Source organism: Chromobacterium sp. Panama, assembly GCF_003052555.1.
Lineage (GTDB): Bacteria > Pseudomonadota > Gammaproteobacteria > Burkholderiales > Chromobacteriaceae > Chromobacterium.
The window spans coordinates 219,257-236,744 of the sequence record NZ_QARX01000001.1; the positions used below are offsets into that span (position 1 = coordinate 219,257).

Here is a 17,488-nt window from a genome sequence, read left to right on the forward strand (position 1 = left end):
GTCCGCCGGCGGCCAAGCGACGGCGCCAGCCCGTTGATTACAAGGGCTTTGATCCGGACCGCGGCATCCGGCCGGCCAGGCGGCACGATAAAAGCTTGATCTGGATCAGAAATGCTCGCTGTCGCGGTATTCCATGATCTGGAACAGCGGAGTCTGCGCGTGCAGACGCGACACCCGGATCAGGCTTTCCCATTCGCCGTCGTGCAGGCGGAATTCGCGCAACTGGCTATACGGGCGTCCCGCCATCAACAGCAATCTGGGCATGCCCGCAGGCGTGGCCAGCAGCAAGACGAACTGAAAGCTGTCGCCGGAATGGGTAATGCTGGGCACGGCCAGCGCGGGCCGGGGCGGCCCGCCGATGAACTCCACGCCGCATTCAATCTCCCGCCCGTCCGCGCGCAGCGCGACCCAGCGGGCGATGCCCAGCTTGGCGTTTTCCGGCTGATTGGGCGGCGTGACCAGCAGCAACTCGCCGGCGCGCAAAGATTGATCGCGCGGTTGGCCGTGCAACTGCAAGCCGTTGTCGCTCTGGTTGGAAATAGCCAGCAAGCAGGGCGGCGGCGGCGGGCGTTGGCGCGGCGTGTCCTCTTCCGCGGCGATGCCGGGCAACTGCCAGCTCAGATCGTTGCGATGGAACCAGATGCCCGGCAGCGTGGCGACGATTTCAATAATGGTTTGGGTCTTGAGCCGCGGGTGGCGGCGGCGTTTGGGTTGATGCCACTCCTCCACCAAGAGGGACAAGAGCTGCAACTCGTCTATCATCAGGCCTTGCTGGCGATTGTTCTGCGCCTTTTGTAGCGCTTCGCGGCTTTTCTCCAGAATGTCGCGCAGCGGCTCCAGATCCAGCAGAAAGCAGCCGGGGCCCAATTTGCTTGCGGAAATCGGCAGAAAGCGCGGCGGGGAATCGATCTGTTGGTCAACCAGATAGCCGTGCACCGGCTGGGTCAAGGCTTCCACCGGGATCAGCCGGGCCTTGGCGGCCAGGTCGAAGATCAATTGCCGCGACAAGGCCTGCTCGGTGGGGGCGAGACGATTGCTGGGCGTCAGCCCCATCAGCAGAATTTGCAGATAAATGGTCTGGATGGAGTCATCGTTGGCCAGGCCCTTATCTTGCCAGCCGCGGCTGCAGGCGAAGATATGCAGCTGGTGGCAGTCGTACCAGAAGTCTGGCGTGATCGGGCTATAACATTGCTGGCTGATGCTCAGCAACTGGCGCGCCGCCATCATGGTGTAGGCCATCAGCTCGATTTTCGGATGTTCGCGATCCAGCAGGCTGCGTTTGGCCAGGCGATCGTGCAGCGTCTGTTTGAAAGTGATGAAAATCATTGCAAACAGCTCGACGCTGAGCAAGGCCAGCTGTCGCACTTTTGGCGTGCCCAGGCTGTCGTGCTGACGAATCTCGTTTTCCAGCAGCGGATAATAGCGGTCCACCGCTTTTAGATACAGCTTCAGCAGCTTGTGGCGCAAATGACTGTCCAGCGGAACCCGGGACAGGTTTTGCAGGGACTGGCTCAATAAGCGTCCGCATTCGGGCAGGTCGGTGAAGGGCAGCCGCTCCAGCCATGCCGCCACACTATCCGGTTGAGTATCTATCAGCAGAGGATCCATAGTTTGTTCTGGCAGGATGAGCGGCGGCATGCAAGGCGATTCACAATGTAAATCTTGCCAAATCGCATGCTATGGGCACTCACCCCGCCATGGCAAGGAGGATCACGGCAAAGCGATGCTTTGGCCGTCGGCGGTGTTGGATGCGCGCGCCAGTTCTTCCAGCGTGGCTTCGGCGGCGGCGATCAGGAAGGCCATTTCCTCGTCGGTGATCGAGTAGGGCGGCATGAAGTAAACGGTGTTGCCGATCGGACGCAGCAGGCATCCGCGGCGCAGCATCGCGGCAAAGCAGGCCTGGGCGAAATCGGCTCGAGCGGTGTCGACCTCGAAGGCCCAGATCATGCCGCGGTGACGGAAATCCCTGACATCCGGCCGTGCCCGCAAGCCAGCCATCAGCGTGTTGAAGCGCTGGGCCTTGGCGGCGTTGACGGCCAGAACATCTTCCTCCGCAAAGATATCCAGCACCGCCAGGGCCGCGGCGCAGGCCAGCGCATTGCCGGTATAGCTGTGCGAATGCAAGAAACCCCGGGTGACGTCGTCGTGATAGAAGGCCTGGTAAATCGGATCGCTGGTCAACACGCAGGAGAGCGGCAGGAAGCCGCCGGTAATGCCTTTGGACAGGCAGAGAAAGTCCGGCGTGATGTCGGCTTGCTGGTAGGCGAACAGACTGCCGGTCCGGCCAAAGCCGACGGCGATTTCATCGGCGATCAAGTGCACCTGATATTGGTCGCACAGCTGGCGCAGCTCGCCCAGATACAGCGGATCGTACATCGCCATCCCGGCCGCGCCTTGGACCAAGGGTTCCACGATGACGGCGGCCACTTCCCCCGCGTGTTTGGCCAGCAGGCTTTCCAGCGCCTGGATCGCTCTGAGCGCGGCATCGGCCGCGCTTTCACCGGGCTGCGCGCGGCGGGCGTCCGGAGACGGCGCGCGCAGGCCCGGCTTCAGCAAGCCGGCGTAAGTGTTGGAAAACAAGGGAACGTCGGTCACGGCCAGGGCGCCGACGGTTTCGCCGTGGTAACTGTTTTCCAGACTGATGAAACGTGTTTTGTCCGCTTGCCTCTGGTTGCGCCAATAGTGGAAGCTCATCTTGAGCGCAATTTCCGTGGCGCTGGCGCCGTCGGATCCATAGAACACGTGGGCCAGGCCGCTGAGCTTGGTCAGACGTTCCGACAGCTCCACCACGGGCTGATGCGTAAAGCCTGCCAACATCACGTGCTCCAGCTTGTCCAGCTGATCCTTGATCGCCTGCTTGATCCGAGGCTGGCCATGGCCAAACAGATTGACCCACCAGGAGCTGACCCCGTCCAGATAGCGCTTGCCGTCGAAGTCGCTCAGCCAGACGCCGTCAGCGCTGGCGATGGGCACGATGGGCAAAGCCTCGTGGCGTTTCATCTGGGTGCAGGGGTGCCAGACGGTGTTGAAGCTGCGCTGCAGCCAGTCTTGGTTATCACTCATATCTGTTCTATGTATTCAGACTAAGCATTCGATGCTATCACAGGGAGGGCGAAGGCAGCGGACTGACCTAAAACGTCACATTTTTACCTGTTGCGCTGTTTATGCCTGTCGGATTGACTGGGATGGCCGTGGAAGAGGGCGCTGGCATGGTTTCTGCATAAGTCGCTCCCTATAAAATCAAGCCTTGGAGCCGAGCAATGAGGAAGGCGGCTGGTTTTACCTTGATTGAACTAATGATTGTTGTCGCTATTATCGGTATTTTGGCGGCGATTGCGATTCCGGCTTATCAGAACTATGTGGTTCGAGCTAAGGTGGCGGAAGGTTTAACTTATGCGGATCATGCTAAAACTACTGTTTCTGAGTACTACCTAACAAATAATAATTGGCCAAGCTCAAATGCCAGTGCAGGTTTGCCAGATACATTATCTGGTTCATATGTCAATAATGTTCAGGTTAGTAGTGGTGCCGGTGGTGTTAGTACTATAACAGTATCTTTTAATAGCAGTGTTGCCTCAGGTTTGTCGATAACATTTACCCCTGTAACGAGTAGCGGTACTATTGTGTGGCTGTGTTCCTCGGACGCGGCGTATGCGCAGTATGTGCCTTCCTCTTGTCATTAGAATGGAGCTTGCAATGCAAAAAACTCAACAAGGCTTTACTCTCATCGAATTAATGATTGTCGTTGCTATTATTGGTATTTTGGCAGCGATCGCTATTCCTGCTTATCAGGACTATACGGCAAGAGCCAAAGTGACAGAAGGCATGAATGCGGCAGGTGCTGCCAAAACAGCAGTTTCGGAATATGCGATCAGTCAAGGAACGCTACCTGGAACTTTGGCATCTGCAGGAGTCTCTTCTGCTAGTTCGACTTATGTCACCCAAACAACTATCTCTGCGAATGGTATCATCTCTATTCAGATGCAGAATATTAACTCCGATGTGAATGCAAAGTACTTTTCCTTAGTGCCGACACTTGCCTCTGGTACGGTAAGTTGGGCATGCCGATCCGGTGATGGCTCTGGGGTTGGCTCGAATGCTATTCCCTCTAAATATTTGCCAGCTAACTGTCGATAATGTTGCTGTTTCGCTAAAAAGCGCTGCATATGCAGCGCTTTTTTCTGTAAGGTGATTTATGGTTAGAAAATTTGAGATATATATTTTAATTTTTGCAATTTCTGTTCCGTTCTTTAGTTTTTACAGATTCTCACCTGCTCCAGATTGGTTTACTAATGCGGGTGTTATTTTCTTTGTGAGTGTTTTTATAGTTGCGGCTGCTTTGAAACGTGGCCTAATGCGATGGTCAGTTTCGCCTGGTGGGCTTCTCTTGTTGGTAGGTGGGGTTTTCTGGGTTTTACGGGCGCAGTACTTTGATGCTGCCTATATGGCACTAATTTTATTTTTATTGATGATAATATTTTTTTGTATTCGTAGTTATGATTTGAAGGAGATTGTGAATGGTGTTGCTGTAGTGGTTTTGATTTGTGCAATGATTCAATCCTTTTTGGGCGGACTTCAAGCAGCTGATGTTGCAAAATATTTTGATGGATATGTTGTTTTTGATTCTGCACGAAGCGTGATGGGAAATGTTGCGCAGCGTAATCAGTATGCAAATTTTTTAGGATGGGGGCTTATTTCTGTATCCTATTTGTATGCACATAGAAGTTTAAACATTGGTATTTCTATTGCGTTGGCAGTTTTTTTTGCTCTGATGATGTGTTGGTCTGGATCGCGCTTGGCGCTTTTATATGGTTTGGTAGTTGTTTGTTTGGCATGGTTATGGCTTAAAACGAGCATGGATAGTGAAGTGATGCGGAGAATGGCTTTAGCTCTGTCGCTAGCTGTTTTTTTGTTAGCAATAATTCAAATTTTTAATAATGAAATATTGTCGGCTCTGAAAGAAATTGGCTTGGATTTTCAGGCTGTCAGTGGATCGGATCGTATATTGGATGGAGATGTGGGGGCGCGGCGAAAAATAGAATGGACTAAAGCATGGGATGTTTTTATTGAGCATCCGTGGATTGGCGTTGGTGTAGGAGGTTTTGCCGCTCAGTCTGTTGCAATGGAGGTAGCTTCTGGTTTGCCAAAGGCACCTGAGAGTTGGTTGTTTGCTCACTGTCATAATCTGTTGTTTCAAATGTTGGCTGAGGTAGGAATTTTAGGTGCAGGAATAATTTTTTTTGGGGGGGGTGTTACAATTGGAGCATATTGTAAGAGATGTAATAGAACGATAGAGAATTTCTTCCTGTTGTCCATTGCTGTGATAGTACTTATTCATAGTGTTTTTGAATATCCGCTGTGGTATCTTCCCTTTCTGTTTATGCTGGGTATGGTTGGAGCTCTTGCCCCAGAAAAAAGGGTGTTTATGTTGAATGTTAGGTCCAGTGTTGTACGTTGTATGGGTTTTTTTGGGGGGGTGATGGGTGTTTTGTATTGTGTGGTAGGTATTCCCAATTTCTGGATGTTGGTTCGATATAATTTTCCCACATCGGATGTTAAAGAAAATATTGTCAGAATTGACCGGCTTTCAGAGTTGGCTGAAAACCCTTTGTGGGCTTCGAGTGCTGATATGGTGCTTAGCAATTATCTGCTCCCAACAAAGGAGCAGTTGAATTTCAAATTAGCACATTTTGAAAGGTTGGCGAGCTACCAACCATACCCTAGTGTTTTGACACAACTGTCAATCTTGCGTGCCCTCGATGATCAACCAGATAGTGCGAAAAAAACCTTGTATAAAGTTGTGGCGAACTATCCGGAATCTGTGCCGAAATTAGCCGAAATTTTATCTTTACGTACTGAGCCAGAAATTAAGCCGCTGCGTGAGATCGCAATACGTGCAGCACAAGCCTACGCCCAACATCCTCCTCACAGTCAGGCCGCGCAGTTGGCCGCCGTGATGACCGTGGCCGCGCCCGTGACGCGCAAGCCCTTGTTTTGACCGCTAGGCTGCGGTTTGTTTGAGCGCCTGCTTGAGGTATCCTGCGTCCTCCATCTAGCAAACGACTGCCGTAATATGAGTGTTCAAAGATTTTCCACATTTCTGGCGATGCTGGCCCTATGCCTCATCGCCATCCTGCCTTTCGCCTCGCGCATCCACTATGTGCCGCTGCCGCAGTGGTTTGGCGAAATCAATGTGGTCTGGCTACTGCTGGCGGCGGCGGTCTTCTTGTTGCCGAGCGGATCGTTATTCCGCTATATGCCGCGCAGCGCCTGGTGGTGTCTGGCCATGGGCCTGCTTTGGGCCGGGCAGCCGTTCTGGGTGGAGGCCTTGTTCCCCGGGATGAATTACGCCACCGCCTTGGCCTGGCTGGCTGCGGGCTTGCTCGCGGCTGTCACCGTGTCCTTGCGTGAGGAAATGGGGGAGCGGCCGTTCGCGGTCTGGTTGGCCTGGGCCTTGATTGTGGGCGGCTTGGTGCAGGCGGCGATAGGCGTGGCTCAGTTGACCGGTTACGCCGCGGAGCTGGGCTTGTTTTACGATGGCTCGCATCCCACCAGTAATATTTTTGGCCATATCGGCCAGCGCAATCAATACGCGCATTATTTGATGTGGTCGGTAGTGGCCGGCGTGTATTTGTACGCGGCCGGCCGGCTGCCGCGTTGGGGTTTGGCGATACTGGTGCTCGGCCTGGCCTTGATGTTGGGCTGGGCAGGTTCGCGAACCATTCTATTGTACTTGGTGGCTTTGTCCGGTCTGGCCGCGCTGTGGCATTGGCGCATCGGCAGCGCGGAGTCGCGCCGGATGCTGTGGGCGATGTGGTTGTCTTGCCTGGTAGTATTGGCGATGCAGTTCGCCCTGCCTTGGTTCAATCAGCTGATTTCCTGGCTGACGCATGAAAACTTGCAGAACACTTCCGGCCTGGCCCGTCTGGCGGCCAATGGCGACGATATGGGTTCGCGGCGTTTCGCCGAAATGCACAAAGCATGGTTGAGCTTCCAGTCGCATCCGCTGACGGGGGTGGGTTGGTCGCAGTTTGCCGCGGAGAGCGTGCGTTTGCAGCCGCTGCCGCAATTCACCGCATCCGGCTTCAACAGCGGCTTGTTCACCAATTCCCATAACCTGGTGCTGCAATTGCTGGCCGAGATGGGCGGCGTGGCCACCTTATTGATCGTTGGTGGTTTTGCCTGGGCGTTGTGGCCGTTCTTTGGCCGTCGCGCCACCCTGGAAGGGGTGTTGGCTTTGGGTTGCCTGGCGGTGACGCTGACGCACAGCATGTTGGAGTATCCGCTGTGGTATTACTACTTCCTGGCAATGCTGGTGATCTTCGCCGCAATGGCACCGCGAGGGGATCGTCAGCTAGCTTGGCCGCTGCGCCTGCCGTTATTCGCGGCGCTGGTCTGGATGGGTTGGCTGTCGATCAGCAGTCTGTCGATGTTCTGGGAGCTGGTGGGCCTGTATACGCCGACCAATGACGCCAAGCGCGATGCAACGCGGATGGAGCGTCTGATCGAGATCGCGGACACCAAGCCGCTGTTCGCCTATCATGCGCTTTACACCGTGGACGACTACTTGAAAGTAGGGCCGGAGCAACTTGAGCGCAAGCTGGCGCTGGAGAACCGGCTGACCGCGTTCCGTCCTTATCCGGAAGTGATGCTGAAGCGCGCGCAGTTGGAGATCTTGGCGGGAAAGCAGCTTCAGGCGGAGCAGACCTTGCGGACGACGCTGGCATCGTTCCCCACTTACGCCGGCGTGTTTCTGGGTACGCTGGACGATGACAGGGCGGAATGGGAACCCCTGCGCGCGGTGGCCCGCGAGGCCTATGCCAAGCTGCCGGCGAAGTACCAGACCATGTTGGAGTAAGCGCTTTCTCGTGCTCGGGACACAAAAAAACCACAGGCCTCAGCCTGTGGTTTTTTATTGAGCGGAAGACGCTTAGCCTTCTATCACCACGCCTTGGCTGAGGGCGGTCTTCATTTTGCCCAAAGCCTTGGCTTCGATCTGGCGGATGCGCTCGGCGGACACGCCGAATTCGGCGGCCAGCTCGTGCAGCGTGGAGCCGCTGTCGTCGGCCAGCCAGCGCGCTTCAACGATGCGGCGGCTGCGCGGGTCCAGCGTGGCCAAAGCCTGTTGCAGGCCTTCGGTCTGCAGATGGTCGAACGCGCGGCGCTCCATCTCGCGGGTGGGCTCATTGTGATGATCGGCCAGCCAGTCGATCGGCGCGTAGCCGTCGTCGTCGTTGTCGTCCGCCAGCAAGGCGATGTCCTGACCGCTCATGCGGGTTTCCATCTCGCGGACTTCTTCCGGCTTGACGCCCAGATCGGCAGCGATTTGGCGGGCCTCGTTTTCCGACAGAGCGGAGAAACTGCTCTTCATGCTGCGCAGGTTGAAGAACAGCTTGCGCTGAGGCTTGGTGGTGGCGATGCGCACCAGGCGCCAGTTGCGCAGGATGAATTCGTGAATCTCGGCCTTGATCCAGTGCACGGCAAAGGAAAACAGGCGCACGCCGCGATCGGGCTCGAAGCGTTTGACGGCTTTCATCAGGCCGATATTGCCTTCCTGAATCAAGTCGGCTTGCGGCAGGCCGTAACCGGAGTAGCCGCGGGAAATTGATACCACCACGCGCAGGTGCGAGAGCACCAGCTGGCGCGCGGCCTCCAGGTCGTTTTGCTCCTGGAAGCGCGTTGCAAGCTCGTTTTCCTGCTCAGGCGTCAGCATGGGTACGCTGTTCACAGCTTGGATGTATTGCTCCAGGCTGCCGCTGGTGGACGGGACGGGCAAAGCAAATGTTGTGGTCATCTGTATAACTACCTCCTTGGGTAGTGATATGTTAGCACTCGTATATGGAGAGTGCTAGCAATGAAAGGTTCCAGCGTCAATGATTTTTTCTATCGTCTCGATAGTAGCGCAGCCGGTGCGCCGACGCCGTTTGCTCTGATTAACAGTTGTTGCGCCGCTTACATGCGCGTGCAAGCGGCCGCGTTTCATTTGGGTTCTATCTTGCGCAAATGATGGTCGGAGGCGAGGCGGGCGCCCAGCATCGCCAGCAGGGCGGAGACGGCGACGGCGACGGCCAGTTCGATCGGGTTCAGATTGCGTAGTTCTACCCGTTCGCCGTACAACTGGGCGAATTCGCGAATCGCCGGATTGGCCACCGAGGTCAGCCAACCGGTCAGCGCCCAGGCGGCCAAGCCGGCCAGGATGCCTTGCCACATCGCGTGGTACATGAAGGGGCGGCGGATGAAACTGTCCGGCGCGCCTATCAATTTGGACACCTCGATTTCGTCCTGGCGCGCCAGGATTTGCATCCGGATCGCGTTATTGGTCACCAGCACCAGCGCCAGGCCCAGGGCGATGGCCATGAACCAGGTCAGATGCTTGCCCATTTCCACCATGCCGTACAAACGCTTGGCCCAGTCCGCGTCGAATTGCGCCTGTTCCACCATGGGCAGGCCGGAGAGCTCTTTTTGCAGCATCTCCAGCTCACGCGGCTCCAGCGCCTTCGGCGTGACCACGAAGGCGTCCGGCAGCGGATTGCTGTCCAGACCGTCGGCCAGGCCCGGCAGGCCGTTGCGCTTTTCCATATCGGCCAGCGCCTTGCTCTTGCTGACGAAGCTGTAGCTCTTGATTTTGGGATGATGCGTCAGCGTGGAGGTCACCGCGGCCAGGTCCGCCTCTTCCGATGACTGTTCCATGAACAGGGTGACTTGCGGCGTGGCGCTCAGCCGGCCCACCCAGTCTTGCACGCTGCTGACGGCCAGATAAAGCGAGAGCGGCAAGGCCAGCGCCAGCGACAGCATCAGCAAGGTCAGCAGGCTGCCGAAAGGTTGCCGCAGAATCTTGATCAGCGCGAGTTTGGCGCTTTGCCAGTTCAGATAGAGATAATGTTTCATGCGGCAAATTGTCCTTCCCGCAGGCGAATGATTCGGCGGCCGTAGTCTTCCATCAGGGTCTCGTCGTGAGCGGAGATCAATACGGTGACGCCCACTTGGTGGAAGGATTTGAACAATTCCATGATGTCCAGTGCATAGGCGCGGTCCAGGTTGGCGGAAGGTTCGTCGGCCAGCAGGATGCTGGGGCGGTGCACCACGGCGCGGGCGATGCACAGGCGCTGCTGCTCGCCGCCTGACAGGCGGATCGGCATGCTCTTTTCCTTGCCGAGCAGGCCTACTTTGTCCAGCGCGGCGCGCACGCGCTTGGCGGCGTCGCGGCGATCGAAGCCGATGATGTCCAGCGGCAGCATCACGTTGTCGAACACGCTGCGGTCGAACAGGATCTTGTGGTCCTGAAACACCAGGCCGATGTGCTGGCGCACATAGGGGATCTGGCTGGAGCGCAGCTTGGACAGGTTCTGGCCGTTGACGACGACGCCGCCCGCGGTGGCGCGCTCTATGCCGGCGATCAGCTTGAGCAAGGTGGACTTGCCGGCGCCGGAATGGCCGGCGAGGAAGACCATCTCGCCGGTGTCGATGTTGAAAGACAGGTTTTTCAGGGCTTCATTGCCACCTGGGTAGCGCTTGGTGACCTGGTCGAACTGGATCATTATTCTGTTCCCGCGTTAGCTGGTGACGGCAAGAGTGAGAGCTTGCAATGGCTGATGCGTTCAGTCGAACAGCGCGTCGATGTAGTCCTTGGCCTTGAACGGCCGCAGGTCGTCTATGCTTTCGCCCACGCCAACAAAACGCAGCGGAACCGGACGTTGCTTGGCGATGGCCGCGATCACGCCGCCCTTGGCCGTGCCGTCCAGCTTGCTCAGAATCAGCCCGGTCAGGCCGAGGGCGTCGTCGAAGGTCTTGACCTGGGTGATGGCGTTCTGGCCGATATTGGCGTCCAGCACCAGGATGATTTCATGCGGCGCGTCGGGCAAGGCTTTCTGGATCACCCGCTTCACCTTCTTGATTTCCTCCATCAGGTGCAACTGGGTGGGCAGGCGGCCGGCGGTGTCGGCCAGCACGATGTCGATGCCGCGGGCGACCGCGGCCTGGATCGCGTCATAGCAGACGGCGGCGGAGTCGCCGCCTTGCTGGGCGATCACGGTGACGTTGTTGCGTTCGCCCCAGGCCATCAGCTGTTCGCGCGCGGCGGCGCGGAAGGTGTCGCCGGCGGCGAGCAGCACGCTCTTGCCCTGGCTCTGATAGTACTTGGCCAGCTTGCCTATCGACGTGGTCTTGCCGGCGCCGTTGACGCCGGCCATCATGATGACGAAAGGTTTCTTGCCGCTGACGTCCAGCGGCTTTTCCAGCGGCGAGATCAGGTCGCCGAGCGAATCCTTCAACGCGTCTTTCAGTTCCGAGGCGTCTTTCAGTCCTTTCAGCGAAACGCGCTCGCGCACATCGCCAAGCAGGTGCAGCGTGGCGTCCACCCCCATGTCGGCGGTGAGCAGCACGGTTTCCAGCTCTTCGTACAGCTCCTCGTCTATCTTGCCGCCGCCAAACAGGCTGGCCAGGGATTTGCCTAGCTTGTCGCGGGTTTTGGACAAGCCGGCCTTCAGGCGTTCGGCCCAGCTCATTTTCTTCAGCGAGAGCGGCTCGGCTTCAAGCGGCTCGGCCGCCGGCGGCGAAGCCGGTGCGATGGGGGCGGGCGTCGGGGGCGTCAGCTCGGGCTGCGCTTGCTGCGGCTCGGGTGTCCGCGTTTCGGACTGGGTGGCTGGCGCGTCCGCATCGGGCAGCGCGGCGGGCTGGATATCGGCCGTCGGCTCCGCTGGGGCGGTTGCCGGAGGCGTGGGCTCGGATTGGGTTTTTCTTTTGAAGAAGCTAAACATGCGTAAAGGCCGGCGGAATTCGGTAAATGGCTAAATTGTATCCTCAAATGGAGGTGCTTACCCAATTGTTGCTGCGCGGCGGGAGACGGAGGCGCCGCATCGTTGAAATCTATATATAAGGAATAGACGGCTTTTTGTGGCGTGAGCGGCGACAGATGGCGGCCGGTTTGCGCGACAATGAGGCGCGACGGCGCGGATCGGGTTACACTCAGCCCCTTGTTTTTTGAGCTTGGAATTATGAGTCAGTCGCGTAACACGGTCAGAATCATCGGTGGCGAGTATCGGCGCCGGCTATTGCCGTTTCCCGACGCTCAGGGTTTACGGCCAACGCCGGACCGTGTGCGGGAGACTTTGTTTAACTGGTTGGGCCAGCAGCTGTACGGCAAATCCTGCCTGGATCTTTTCGCCGGAAGCGGGGCTCTGGGCTTTGAGGCGGCTTCGCGCGAGGCGCGGCGCGTGGTGATGGTGGAGAAATCCCGCGTGGTGGCCGAGTCCTTGAAAGCCAACCGGCAGTTATTGTCCGCCGCGAGCATCGATGTGGCGCAGTTCGATGCCCTGGCCTATCTGAAGGGCTGCCGAGATCGTTTCGACGTCGTCTTCGTCGACCCGCCGTTCGACACCGATTTGCTGACGCAGGTTTTGCCTTTGCTGGCTCAGGTGATGAGCGAGGACGGCCTGGCGTATATCGAAAGCCGCCGTTGGCCCGAAGAGCTGCCGGGCTGGGAGGTGCTGAAGCGGGCTAAGGCCGGCCAGGTGCATTACGGTTTGCTGCGCCGGGCGGCGGAGCCGGCCTGAGCGGTTTGCCTGCAGCCAGTCTCATAAATATATAACGGGGCGAACTTGCGAGCCCGACTGTCGGGTGACAAAATTCATGTTGTGGAATACTTGAGGAATTTACTATGTCTTTGATGATTACCGACGAATGCATCAACTGCGACGTCTGTGAGCCGGAGTGCCCCAATAACGCGATTTCCCAAGGCGAGGAAATCTATCAAATCGACCCCAATCTGTGCACCCAGTGCGTCGGCCACTACGACGAGCCGCAATGCCAGCAGGTCTGTCCGGTCGATTGCATCCCTCTGGATCCGTCCCACGAGGAGACTCAAGAGGTCTTGCATCAGAAGTATCTGCGGATATCCGGCCAGGCGTGACGCGCTAAGTTTTTGAATTTATTGGAAGCGCCCCGGGCTTGCCGGGGCGCTTTGCTTTTGCGGGCAAAATAATTAGAAAAAAATGCAAAAACCGGTTGACGGCCATCGGGGCTATCTATAATATTCGGGTCTCTTTCAGGAGGGATTCCCGAGCGGTCAAAGGGATCAGACTGTAAATCTGACGGCTCTGCCTTCGAAGGTTCGAATCCTTCTCCCTCCACCAGAATTTAGCGTCTTGGCGTGTGCGATGAAAGTCGCTCGAGGTTGTTGTTGCAGGCGGGTGTAGCTCAATGGTAGAGCAGAAGCCTTCCAAGCTTACGACGAGGGTTCGATTCCCTTCACCCGCTCCAAGCGTGTAGCCTGTTTTAAAGGGCCCATGTAGCTCAGGGGTAGAGCACTCCCTTGGTAAGGGAGAGGTCGGCAGTTCAATTCTGCCCATGGGCACCACCATTTACTTTGTGTTGTTTCGTATCCAGGAAATTTTGCCATGGCTAAGGAAAAGTTCGAGCGGACTAAACCGCACGTAAACGTCGGCACCATCGGTCACGTGGACCATGGTAAAACCACTCTGACCGCTGCGATCACCACTATTCTGTCGAAGAAGTTCGGTGGCGAAGCCAAGGACTACTCCCAGATCGACAGCGCGCCGGAAGAGAAGGCTCGTGGTATTACCATTAATACCGCTCACGTAGAATACGAAACCGAGTCCCGCCACTACGCTCACGTGGACTGCCCGGGCCACGCTGACTACGTTAAGAACATGATTACCGGTGCTGCCCAGATGGACGGCGCTATCCTGGTGTGCTCGGCCGCTGACGGTCCGATGCCGCAAACCCGCGAACACATCCTGCTGTCCCGTCAGGTTGGCGTTCCGTACATCATCGTGTTCCTGAACAAGGCCGACCTGGTGGACGACGCTGAGCTGCTGGAACTGGTTGAAATGGAAGTGCGCGATCTGCTGTCTTCCTACGACTTCCCGGGCGATGACACCCCGGTGGTGATCGGCTCCGCTCGTCTGGCGCTGGAAGGCGACCAGTCCGAATACGGTGAACCGGCCATCTTCAAGCTGGCTGCTGCTCTGGACTCCTACATCCCGACTCCGGAACGCGCCATCGACAAGCCGTTCCTGCTGCCGATCGAAGACGTGTTCTCGATCTCCGGCCGCGGCACCGTGGTGACCGGTCGCGTGGAGCGCGGCATTGTTAAAGTCGGCGAAGAGCTGGAAATCGTGGGCCTGAAGGCTACCGCGAAGACCACTTGCACCGGCGTGGAAATGTTCCGCAAGCTGCTGGACCAAGGTCAGGCAGGCGACAACGTTGGCGTGCTGCTGCGCGGCACCAAGCGTGAAGATGTTGAGCGTGGCCAGGTACTGGCTAAGCCGGGCAGCATCACCCCGCACACCAAGTTCGGCGCTTCGGTATACGTACTGAGCAAAGACGAAGGTGGTCGTCACACCCCGTTCTTCGCGAACTACCGTCCGCAGTTCTACTTCCGCACCACCGACGTAACGGGCGCCGTTACCCTGTCGGAAGGCGTGGAAATGGTAATGCCGGGCGACAACGTGGAAATCACTGTTGAGCTGATCGCCCCGATCGCCATGGAAGAAGGTCTGCGTTTCGCCATCCGTGAAGGCGGTCGTACCGTCGGCGCCGGCGTTGTTGCCAAGATCATCGCTTAAGGATCGGAGAATCTAATGTCTAGCCAGAAAATCCGCATCCGCCTGAAGGCTTTCGATTACAACCTGATCGATCGCTCCGCTCAGGAAATCGTTGAAACCGCCAAGCGCACCGGCGCCGTTGTTAAAGGCCCGGTTCCGCTGCCGACCAAGATCGAGCGTTTCAACGTGCTGCGTTCCCCGCACGTGAACAAGACTTCCCGCGATCAGCTGGAAATCCGCACTCACCTGCGTCTGATGGACATCGTGGATCCGACCGACAAGACCGTCGATGCTTTGATGAAGCTCGACCTGCCGGCCGGTGTGGATGTGGAAATCAAGCTGCAGTAATCGCTTAAGTTCAAGGGTTTGCGAGCTAAGTTCTTGCGATTCTTGAATTTTCTGTGATACATTAGCGGACTCGCCATTTTGGCGAGTCCGTTTTTGTTTTTTCTGTCGTGTTTTTTATGCCGGTCAATCGTAATCGGCGCCTGAAAAAGGAAATAAACATGAGTTTAGGTCTTGTCGGTCGCAAAGTCGGCATGACCCGCATTTTTGCCGAAGATGGCGCAACCATCCCGGTAACTGTGCTGGACATGTCCGCTAACCGCGTCACGCAAATCAAAACTGCTGAAACCGACGGCTACAATGCCGTGCAGGTTACCTATGGCTCCAAAAAGGCCAGCCGTGTTGTTAAGGCTGCCGCGGGCCACTTCGCCAAGGCTGGCGTTGAAGCAGGTCTGGGTCTGGTCGAGTTTCCGCTGACCGCCTCCGATCTGTCCAACTTCAAGCCGGGCGATGCCATCGCTGTTGAGATCTTCACCGTTGGTCAACTGGTTGATGTAACCGGCACCTCCAAAGGTAAAGGTTTCTCCGGCGTGATCAAGCGTCACAACTTCTCTTCCAACCGTGCTTCCCATGGTAACTCGCGTTCGCATAACACGCCGGGTTCCATCGGTCAGGCGCAAGATCCGGGCCGCGTTTTCCCGGGTAAGCGCATGGCGGGCCAATACGGTAACGTCAAGAGCACCGTGCAGTGCCTGGAAATCGTTCGTGTCGATGCCGAGCGTCAACTGATTCTGGTTAAAGGTGCTGTTCCTGGCGCCAAGAACGGTGACGTTGTCGTTCGTCCTAGCGTGAAGGCAGGTGCGTGATGGAATTGAATGTAATCAATACCCAAGGCAAGGCTGTTGGCAGCCTGCAAGTGTCCGACTCTTTGTTCGGCCGCGAGTACAACGAAGCTCTGGTGCACCAGGTCGTTACCGCATTCCTGGCGAATGCTCGTAGCGCCAACCGCGCCCAGCTGACCCGTGCTGAAGTGAAGCACTCGACCAAGAAGCCTTTCCGTCAGAAAGGTACTGGTAACGCTCGTGCCGGTATGACTTCCACCCCGAACCGTCGTGGTGGTGGCCGTGCCTTCCCGAACAAGCCGGACGAGAACTTCACCCAGAAAGTTAACCGCAAGATGTTCCGTGCAGGCATGGCCGCGATTCTGTCGCAGCTGGTCCGCGACGAGCGTCTGATCGTGGTTGACGAACTGAACGTTGAAAGCCCGAAGACCAAAGAATTCGTTGGCGCCGTTCAGCCCATGGGCCTGGAGCAAGCTTTGTTCATCACTAGCGAGCTGAGCGAAAACCTCTATCTCTCTTCGCGTAACCTGACGAACGTGCTGGTTATCGAAGCGGTTCAAGCTGACCCGTACAGCCTGTTGCGCTTCAAGAAGACCGTGATCACTCGCGACGCTGTGAAGCAACTTGAGGAGCAGTGGGCATGAATCAAGAACGTCTGTTGCAAGTAATTCTTGCTCCCATCGTTTCCGAAAAGAGCACCATGATTGCTGAGAAGAGCCAGCAAATGGCGTTCCGCGTTGCTAAAGATGCGACCAAGCCGGAAATCAAGGCTGCTGTTGAAATGCTGTTCAATGTAAAAGTTGAAGGTGTTTCCACTGTCAATGTCAAGGGCAAGGTTAAGCGCTTTGGCCGTTCCATCGGTCGTCGCAGTGACTGGAAAAAGGCCTACGTTAGCCTGGTGGAAGGTCAAGAAATTGATCTGACCGCTACCCCGGCCGCAGCGGAGTAAGGAGATAGAGCATGCCTATCGTTAAGGTAAAACCGACTTCCGCGGGCCGCCGTGCCGTTGTCAAGGTAGTAAACCCTGACCTGCACAAAGGTGCTCCGCACGCCGCCCTGTTGGAAAAGAAATCTTCCACCGGTGGCCGTAACCACAATGGTCACATCACCACGCGTCATCGTGGCGGTGGCCATAAGAAGCACTACCGCATCATCGACTTCCGTCGCAACAAGGATGGCATCCCGGCGAAAGTGGAACGCATCGAATACGATCCGAACCGCACCGCCCACATCGCCCTCCTGTGCTACGCCGATGGCGAGCGTCGCTACATCATCGCCCCGCGCGGTGTGAAGGCCGGCGCCGAGCTGTTGTCCGGCGCGGAAGCTCCGATCAAGGCCGGTAACGCTCTGCCGATCCGCAATATCCCGGTGGGTACCACTATCCACTGCGTGGAAATGCAGCCTGGCAAGGGCGCCCAGATGGTTCGTTCCGCTGGCGCATCCGCGATGCTGCTGGCTCGCGAAGGCGCTTACGCTCAGTTGCGTCTGCGTTCGGGCGAAATTCGCCTGGTGCACGTTGATTGCCGAGCGACTGTTGGTGAAGTGGGTAACGAAGAGCACTCCCTGCGCAAGCTGGGCAAGGCTGGCGCTACTCGCTGGCGCGGTATCCGTCCGACCGTTCGTGGCGTTGCCATGAACCCGGTTGACCACCCGCATGGTGGTGGTGAAGGCCGTACTGGCGAAGGCCGCGTGCCGGTTAGCCCGTGGGGCACTCCGACTAAGGGCTTCCGTACCCGTCGCAACAAGCGTACCGACAATATGATCGTACGCCGTCGCTATTCCAAAAAAGGGTAATTG

At 57.1% G+C, this 17,488-nt stretch carries 18 protein-coding genes and 3 tRNA genes; 15 read left to right on the forward strand and 6 right to left on the reverse strand.

Going from position 1 to position 17,488, the window contains the following annotated elements:
• Positions 1–105: 105 nt before the first annotated feature.
• Together DB032_RS01070 and DB032_RS01075 are read right to left on the reverse strand one after the other, a co-directional pair.
• Positions 106–1,608, reverse strand: coding sequence for a hypothetical protein (locus DB032_RS01070; protein ID WP_146176548.1), 1,503 nt, complete (start codon positions 1,606–1,608; stop codon positions 106–108).
• Between the two features lie 102 nt (positions 1,609–1,710).
• Positions 1,711–3,063, reverse strand: a complete 1,353-nt coding sequence (locus DB032_RS01075) for an adenosylmethionine--8-amino-7-oxononanoate transaminase (RefSeq protein ID WP_107797918.1) — start codon at positions 3,061–3,063, stop codon at positions 1,711–1,713.
• Between the two features lie 197 nt (positions 3,064–3,260).
• Here DB032_RS01075 and DB032_RS01080 point away from each other — a divergent pair, with 197 nt between their 5' ends.
• The 4 genes from DB032_RS01080 to DB032_RS01095 all read left to right on the forward strand — a co-directional run bounded on the left by DB032_RS01080 (position 3,261) and on the right by DB032_RS01095 (position 7,858).
• Positions 3,261–3,683, forward strand: coding sequence for a pilin (locus DB032_RS01080; protein ID WP_107797919.1), 423 nt, complete (start codon positions 3,261–3,263; stop codon positions 3,681–3,683).
• Positions 3,684–3,696: 13 nt separating this feature from the next.
• Positions 3,697–4,137, forward strand: a complete 441-nt coding sequence (locus DB032_RS24715; protein ID WP_107797920.1) for a pilin — start codon at positions 3,697–3,699, stop codon at positions 4,135–4,137.
• 58 nt (positions 4,138–4,195) lie between these two features.
• Positions 4,196–5,998 (forward strand): PglL family O-oligosaccharyltransferase, encoded by a 1,803-nt coding sequence (locus DB032_RS01090; RefSeq protein WP_107797921.1) that lies wholly within the window; start codon positions 4,196–4,198, stop codon positions 5,996–5,998.
• A gap of 75 nt (positions 5,999–6,073) precedes the next feature.
• Positions 6,074–7,858 carry a PglL family O-oligosaccharyltransferase gene (locus DB032_RS01095; RefSeq protein ID WP_107797922.1) on the forward strand — a complete coding sequence of 595 codons (1,785 nt, stop codon included), beginning with the start codon at positions 6,074–6,076 and terminating at the stop codon, positions 7,856–7,858.
• A gap of 72 nt (positions 7,859–7,930) precedes the next feature.
• Here DB032_RS01095 and rpoH read toward each other — a convergent pair whose 3' ends face one another.
• The 4 genes from rpoH to ftsY all read right to left on the reverse strand — a co-directional run bounded on the left by rpoH (position 7,931) and on the right by ftsY (position 11,756).
• On the reverse strand, positions 7,931–8,794 hold the full coding sequence (gene rpoH / locus DB032_RS01100; protein ID WP_107797923.1) for an RNA polymerase sigma factor RpoH: 864 nt from the start codon (positions 8,792–8,794) through the stop codon (positions 7,931–7,933).
• A 185-nt stretch (positions 8,795–8,979) separates the two neighbouring features.
• Positions 8,980–9,888: a permease-like cell division protein FtsX gene (gene ftsX / locus DB032_RS01105; RefSeq protein WP_107797924.1), complete on the reverse strand. Its 909-nt coding sequence runs from the start codon at positions 9,886–9,888 to the stop codon at positions 8,980–8,982.
• Positions 9,885–10,538, reverse strand: a complete 654-nt coding sequence (ftsE, locus tag DB032_RS01110) for a cell division ATP-binding protein FtsE (RefSeq protein ID WP_043592279.1) — start codon at positions 10,536–10,538, stop codon at positions 9,885–9,887. Before ftsE ends, ftsX begins: the two co-directional genes overlap by 4 nt.
• Positions 10,539–10,598: 60 nt before the next feature.
• Positions 10,599–11,756: a signal recognition particle-docking protein FtsY gene (ftsY, locus tag DB032_RS01115; RefSeq protein WP_107797925.1), complete on the reverse strand. Its 1,158-nt coding sequence runs from the start codon at positions 11,754–11,756 to the stop codon at positions 10,599–10,601.
• 237 nt (positions 11,757–11,993) lie between these two features.
• On the opposite strand from ftsY, the gene rsmD reads away from it, so the two are divergent.
• The 11 genes from rsmD (at position 11,994) to rplB (ending at position 17,485) form a co-directional block, all read left to right on the forward strand.
• Positions 11,994–12,551: a 16S rRNA (guanine(966)-N(2))-methyltransferase RsmD gene (gene rsmD, locus DB032_RS01120; protein ID WP_107797926.1), complete on the forward strand. Its 558-nt coding sequence runs from the start codon at positions 11,994–11,996 to the stop codon at positions 12,549–12,551.
• 104 nt (positions 12,552–12,655) lie between these two features.
• On the forward strand, positions 12,656–12,907 hold the full coding sequence (locus DB032_RS01125) for a YfhL family 4Fe-4S dicluster ferredoxin (RefSeq protein WP_107797927.1): 252 nt from the start codon (positions 12,656–12,658) through the stop codon (positions 12,905–12,907).
• A gap of 138 nt (positions 12,908–13,045) precedes the next feature.
• A tRNA-Tyr gene (locus DB032_RS01130) sits at positions 13,046–13,130 on the forward strand.
• Between the two features lie 53 nt (positions 13,131–13,183).
• Positions 13,184–13,257: transfer RNA gene (locus DB032_RS01135), tRNA-Gly, on the forward strand.
• Between the two features lie 22 nt (positions 13,258–13,279).
• Positions 13,280–13,354, forward strand: a tRNA-Thr gene (locus tag DB032_RS01140).
• A gap of 40 nt (positions 13,355–13,394) precedes the next feature.
• The gene (gene tuf, locus DB032_RS01145; protein WP_081574305.1) at positions 13,395–14,585 is read left to right on the forward strand and encodes an elongation factor Tu; all 1,191 of its coding nucleotides are present in this window, start codon (positions 13,395–13,397) and stop codon (positions 14,583–14,585) included.
• 15 nt (positions 14,586–14,600) lie between these two features.
• Positions 14,601–14,912: a 30S ribosomal protein S10 gene (gene rpsJ / locus DB032_RS01150; RefSeq protein ID WP_011137734.1), complete on the forward strand. Its 312-nt coding sequence runs from the start codon at positions 14,601–14,603 to the stop codon at positions 14,910–14,912.
• 158 nt (positions 14,913–15,070) lie between these two features.
• Complete coding sequence (gene rplC, locus DB032_RS01155) at positions 15,071–15,715, forward strand: 50S ribosomal protein L3 (RefSeq protein ID WP_107797928.1); 645 nt, start codon at positions 15,071–15,073, stop codon at positions 15,713–15,715.
• Positions 15,715–16,335 (forward strand): 50S ribosomal protein L4, encoded by a 621-nt coding sequence (gene rplD / locus DB032_RS01160; RefSeq protein WP_048413700.1) that lies wholly within the window; start codon positions 15,715–15,717, stop codon positions 16,333–16,335. Before rplC ends, rplD begins: the two co-directional genes overlap by 1 nt.
• Entirely contained in the window at positions 16,332–16,640 is a 309-nt protein-coding gene (gene rplW / locus DB032_RS01165) for a 50S ribosomal protein L23 (protein ID WP_107797929.1), read from the forward strand. Before rplD ends, rplW begins: the two co-directional genes overlap by 4 nt.
• An 11-nt stretch (positions 16,641–16,651) precedes the next feature.
• Positions 16,652–17,485 carry a 50S ribosomal protein L2 gene (rplB, locus tag DB032_RS01170; RefSeq protein WP_082158849.1) on the forward strand — a complete coding sequence of 278 codons (834 nt, stop codon included), beginning with the start codon at positions 16,652–16,654 and terminating at the stop codon, positions 17,483–17,485.
• The last annotated feature ends 3 nt before the right edge of the window (positions 17,486–17,488 follow it).

Coding starts and splice junctions, on each gene's coding strand:
- DB032_RS01070 (WP_146176548.1), bottom strand. CDS start 1,608: ATGGATCCTCTGCTGATAGATACTCAACCGGATAGTGTGGCGGCATGG.
- DB032_RS01075 (WP_107797918.1), bottom strand. CDS start 3,063: ATGAGTGATAACCAAGACTGGCTGCAGCGCAGCTTCAACACCGTCTGG.
- DB032_RS01080 (WP_107797919.1), top strand. CDS start 3,261: ATGAGGAAGGCGGCTGGTTTTACCTTGATTGAACTAATGATTGTTGTC.
- DB032_RS24715 (WP_107797920.1), top strand. CDS start 3,697: ATGCAAAAAACTCAACAAGGCTTTACTCTCATCGAATTAATGATTGTC.
- DB032_RS01090 (WP_107797921.1), top strand. CDS start 4,196: ATGGTTAGAAAATTTGAGATATATATTTTAATTTTTGCAATTTCTGTT.
- DB032_RS01095 (WP_107797922.1), top strand. CDS start 6,074: ATGAGTGTTCAAAGATTTTCCACATTTCTGGCGATGCTGGCCCTATGC.
- rpoH (WP_107797923.1), bottom strand. CDS start 8,794: ATGACCACAACATTTGCTTTGCCCGTCCCGTCCACCAGCGGCAGCCTG.
- ftsX (WP_107797924.1), bottom strand. CDS start 9,888: ATGAAACATTATCTCTATCTGAACTGGCAAAGCGCCAAACTCGCGCTG.
- ftsE (WP_043592279.1), bottom strand. CDS start 10,538: ATGATCCAGTTCGACCAGGTCACCAAGCGCTACCCAGGTGGCAATGAA.
- ftsY (WP_107797925.1), bottom strand. CDS start 11,756: ATGTTTAGCTTCTTCAAAAGAAAAACCCAATCCGAGCCCACGCCTCCG.
- rsmD (WP_107797926.1), top strand. CDS start 11,994: ATGAGTCAGTCGCGTAACACGGTCAGAATCATCGGTGGCGAGTATCGG.
- DB032_RS01125 (WP_107797927.1), top strand. CDS start 12,656: ATGTCTTTGATGATTACCGACGAATGCATCAACTGCGACGTCTGTGAG.
- tuf (WP_081574305.1), top strand. CDS start 13,395: ATGGCTAAGGAAAAGTTCGAGCGGACTAAACCGCACGTAAACGTCGGC.
- rpsJ (WP_011137734.1), top strand. CDS start 14,601: ATGTCTAGCCAGAAAATCCGCATCCGCCTGAAGGCTTTCGATTACAAC.
- rplC (WP_107797928.1), top strand. CDS start 15,071: ATGAGTTTAGGTCTTGTCGGTCGCAAAGTCGGCATGACCCGCATTTTT.
- rplD (WP_048413700.1), top strand. CDS start 15,715: ATGGAATTGAATGTAATCAATACCCAAGGCAAGGCTGTTGGCAGCCTG.
- rplW (WP_107797929.1), top strand. CDS start 16,332: ATGAATCAAGAACGTCTGTTGCAAGTAATTCTTGCTCCCATCGTTTCC.
- rplB (WP_082158849.1), top strand. CDS start 16,652: ATGCCTATCGTTAAGGTAAAACCGACTTCCGCGGGCCGCCGTGCCGTT.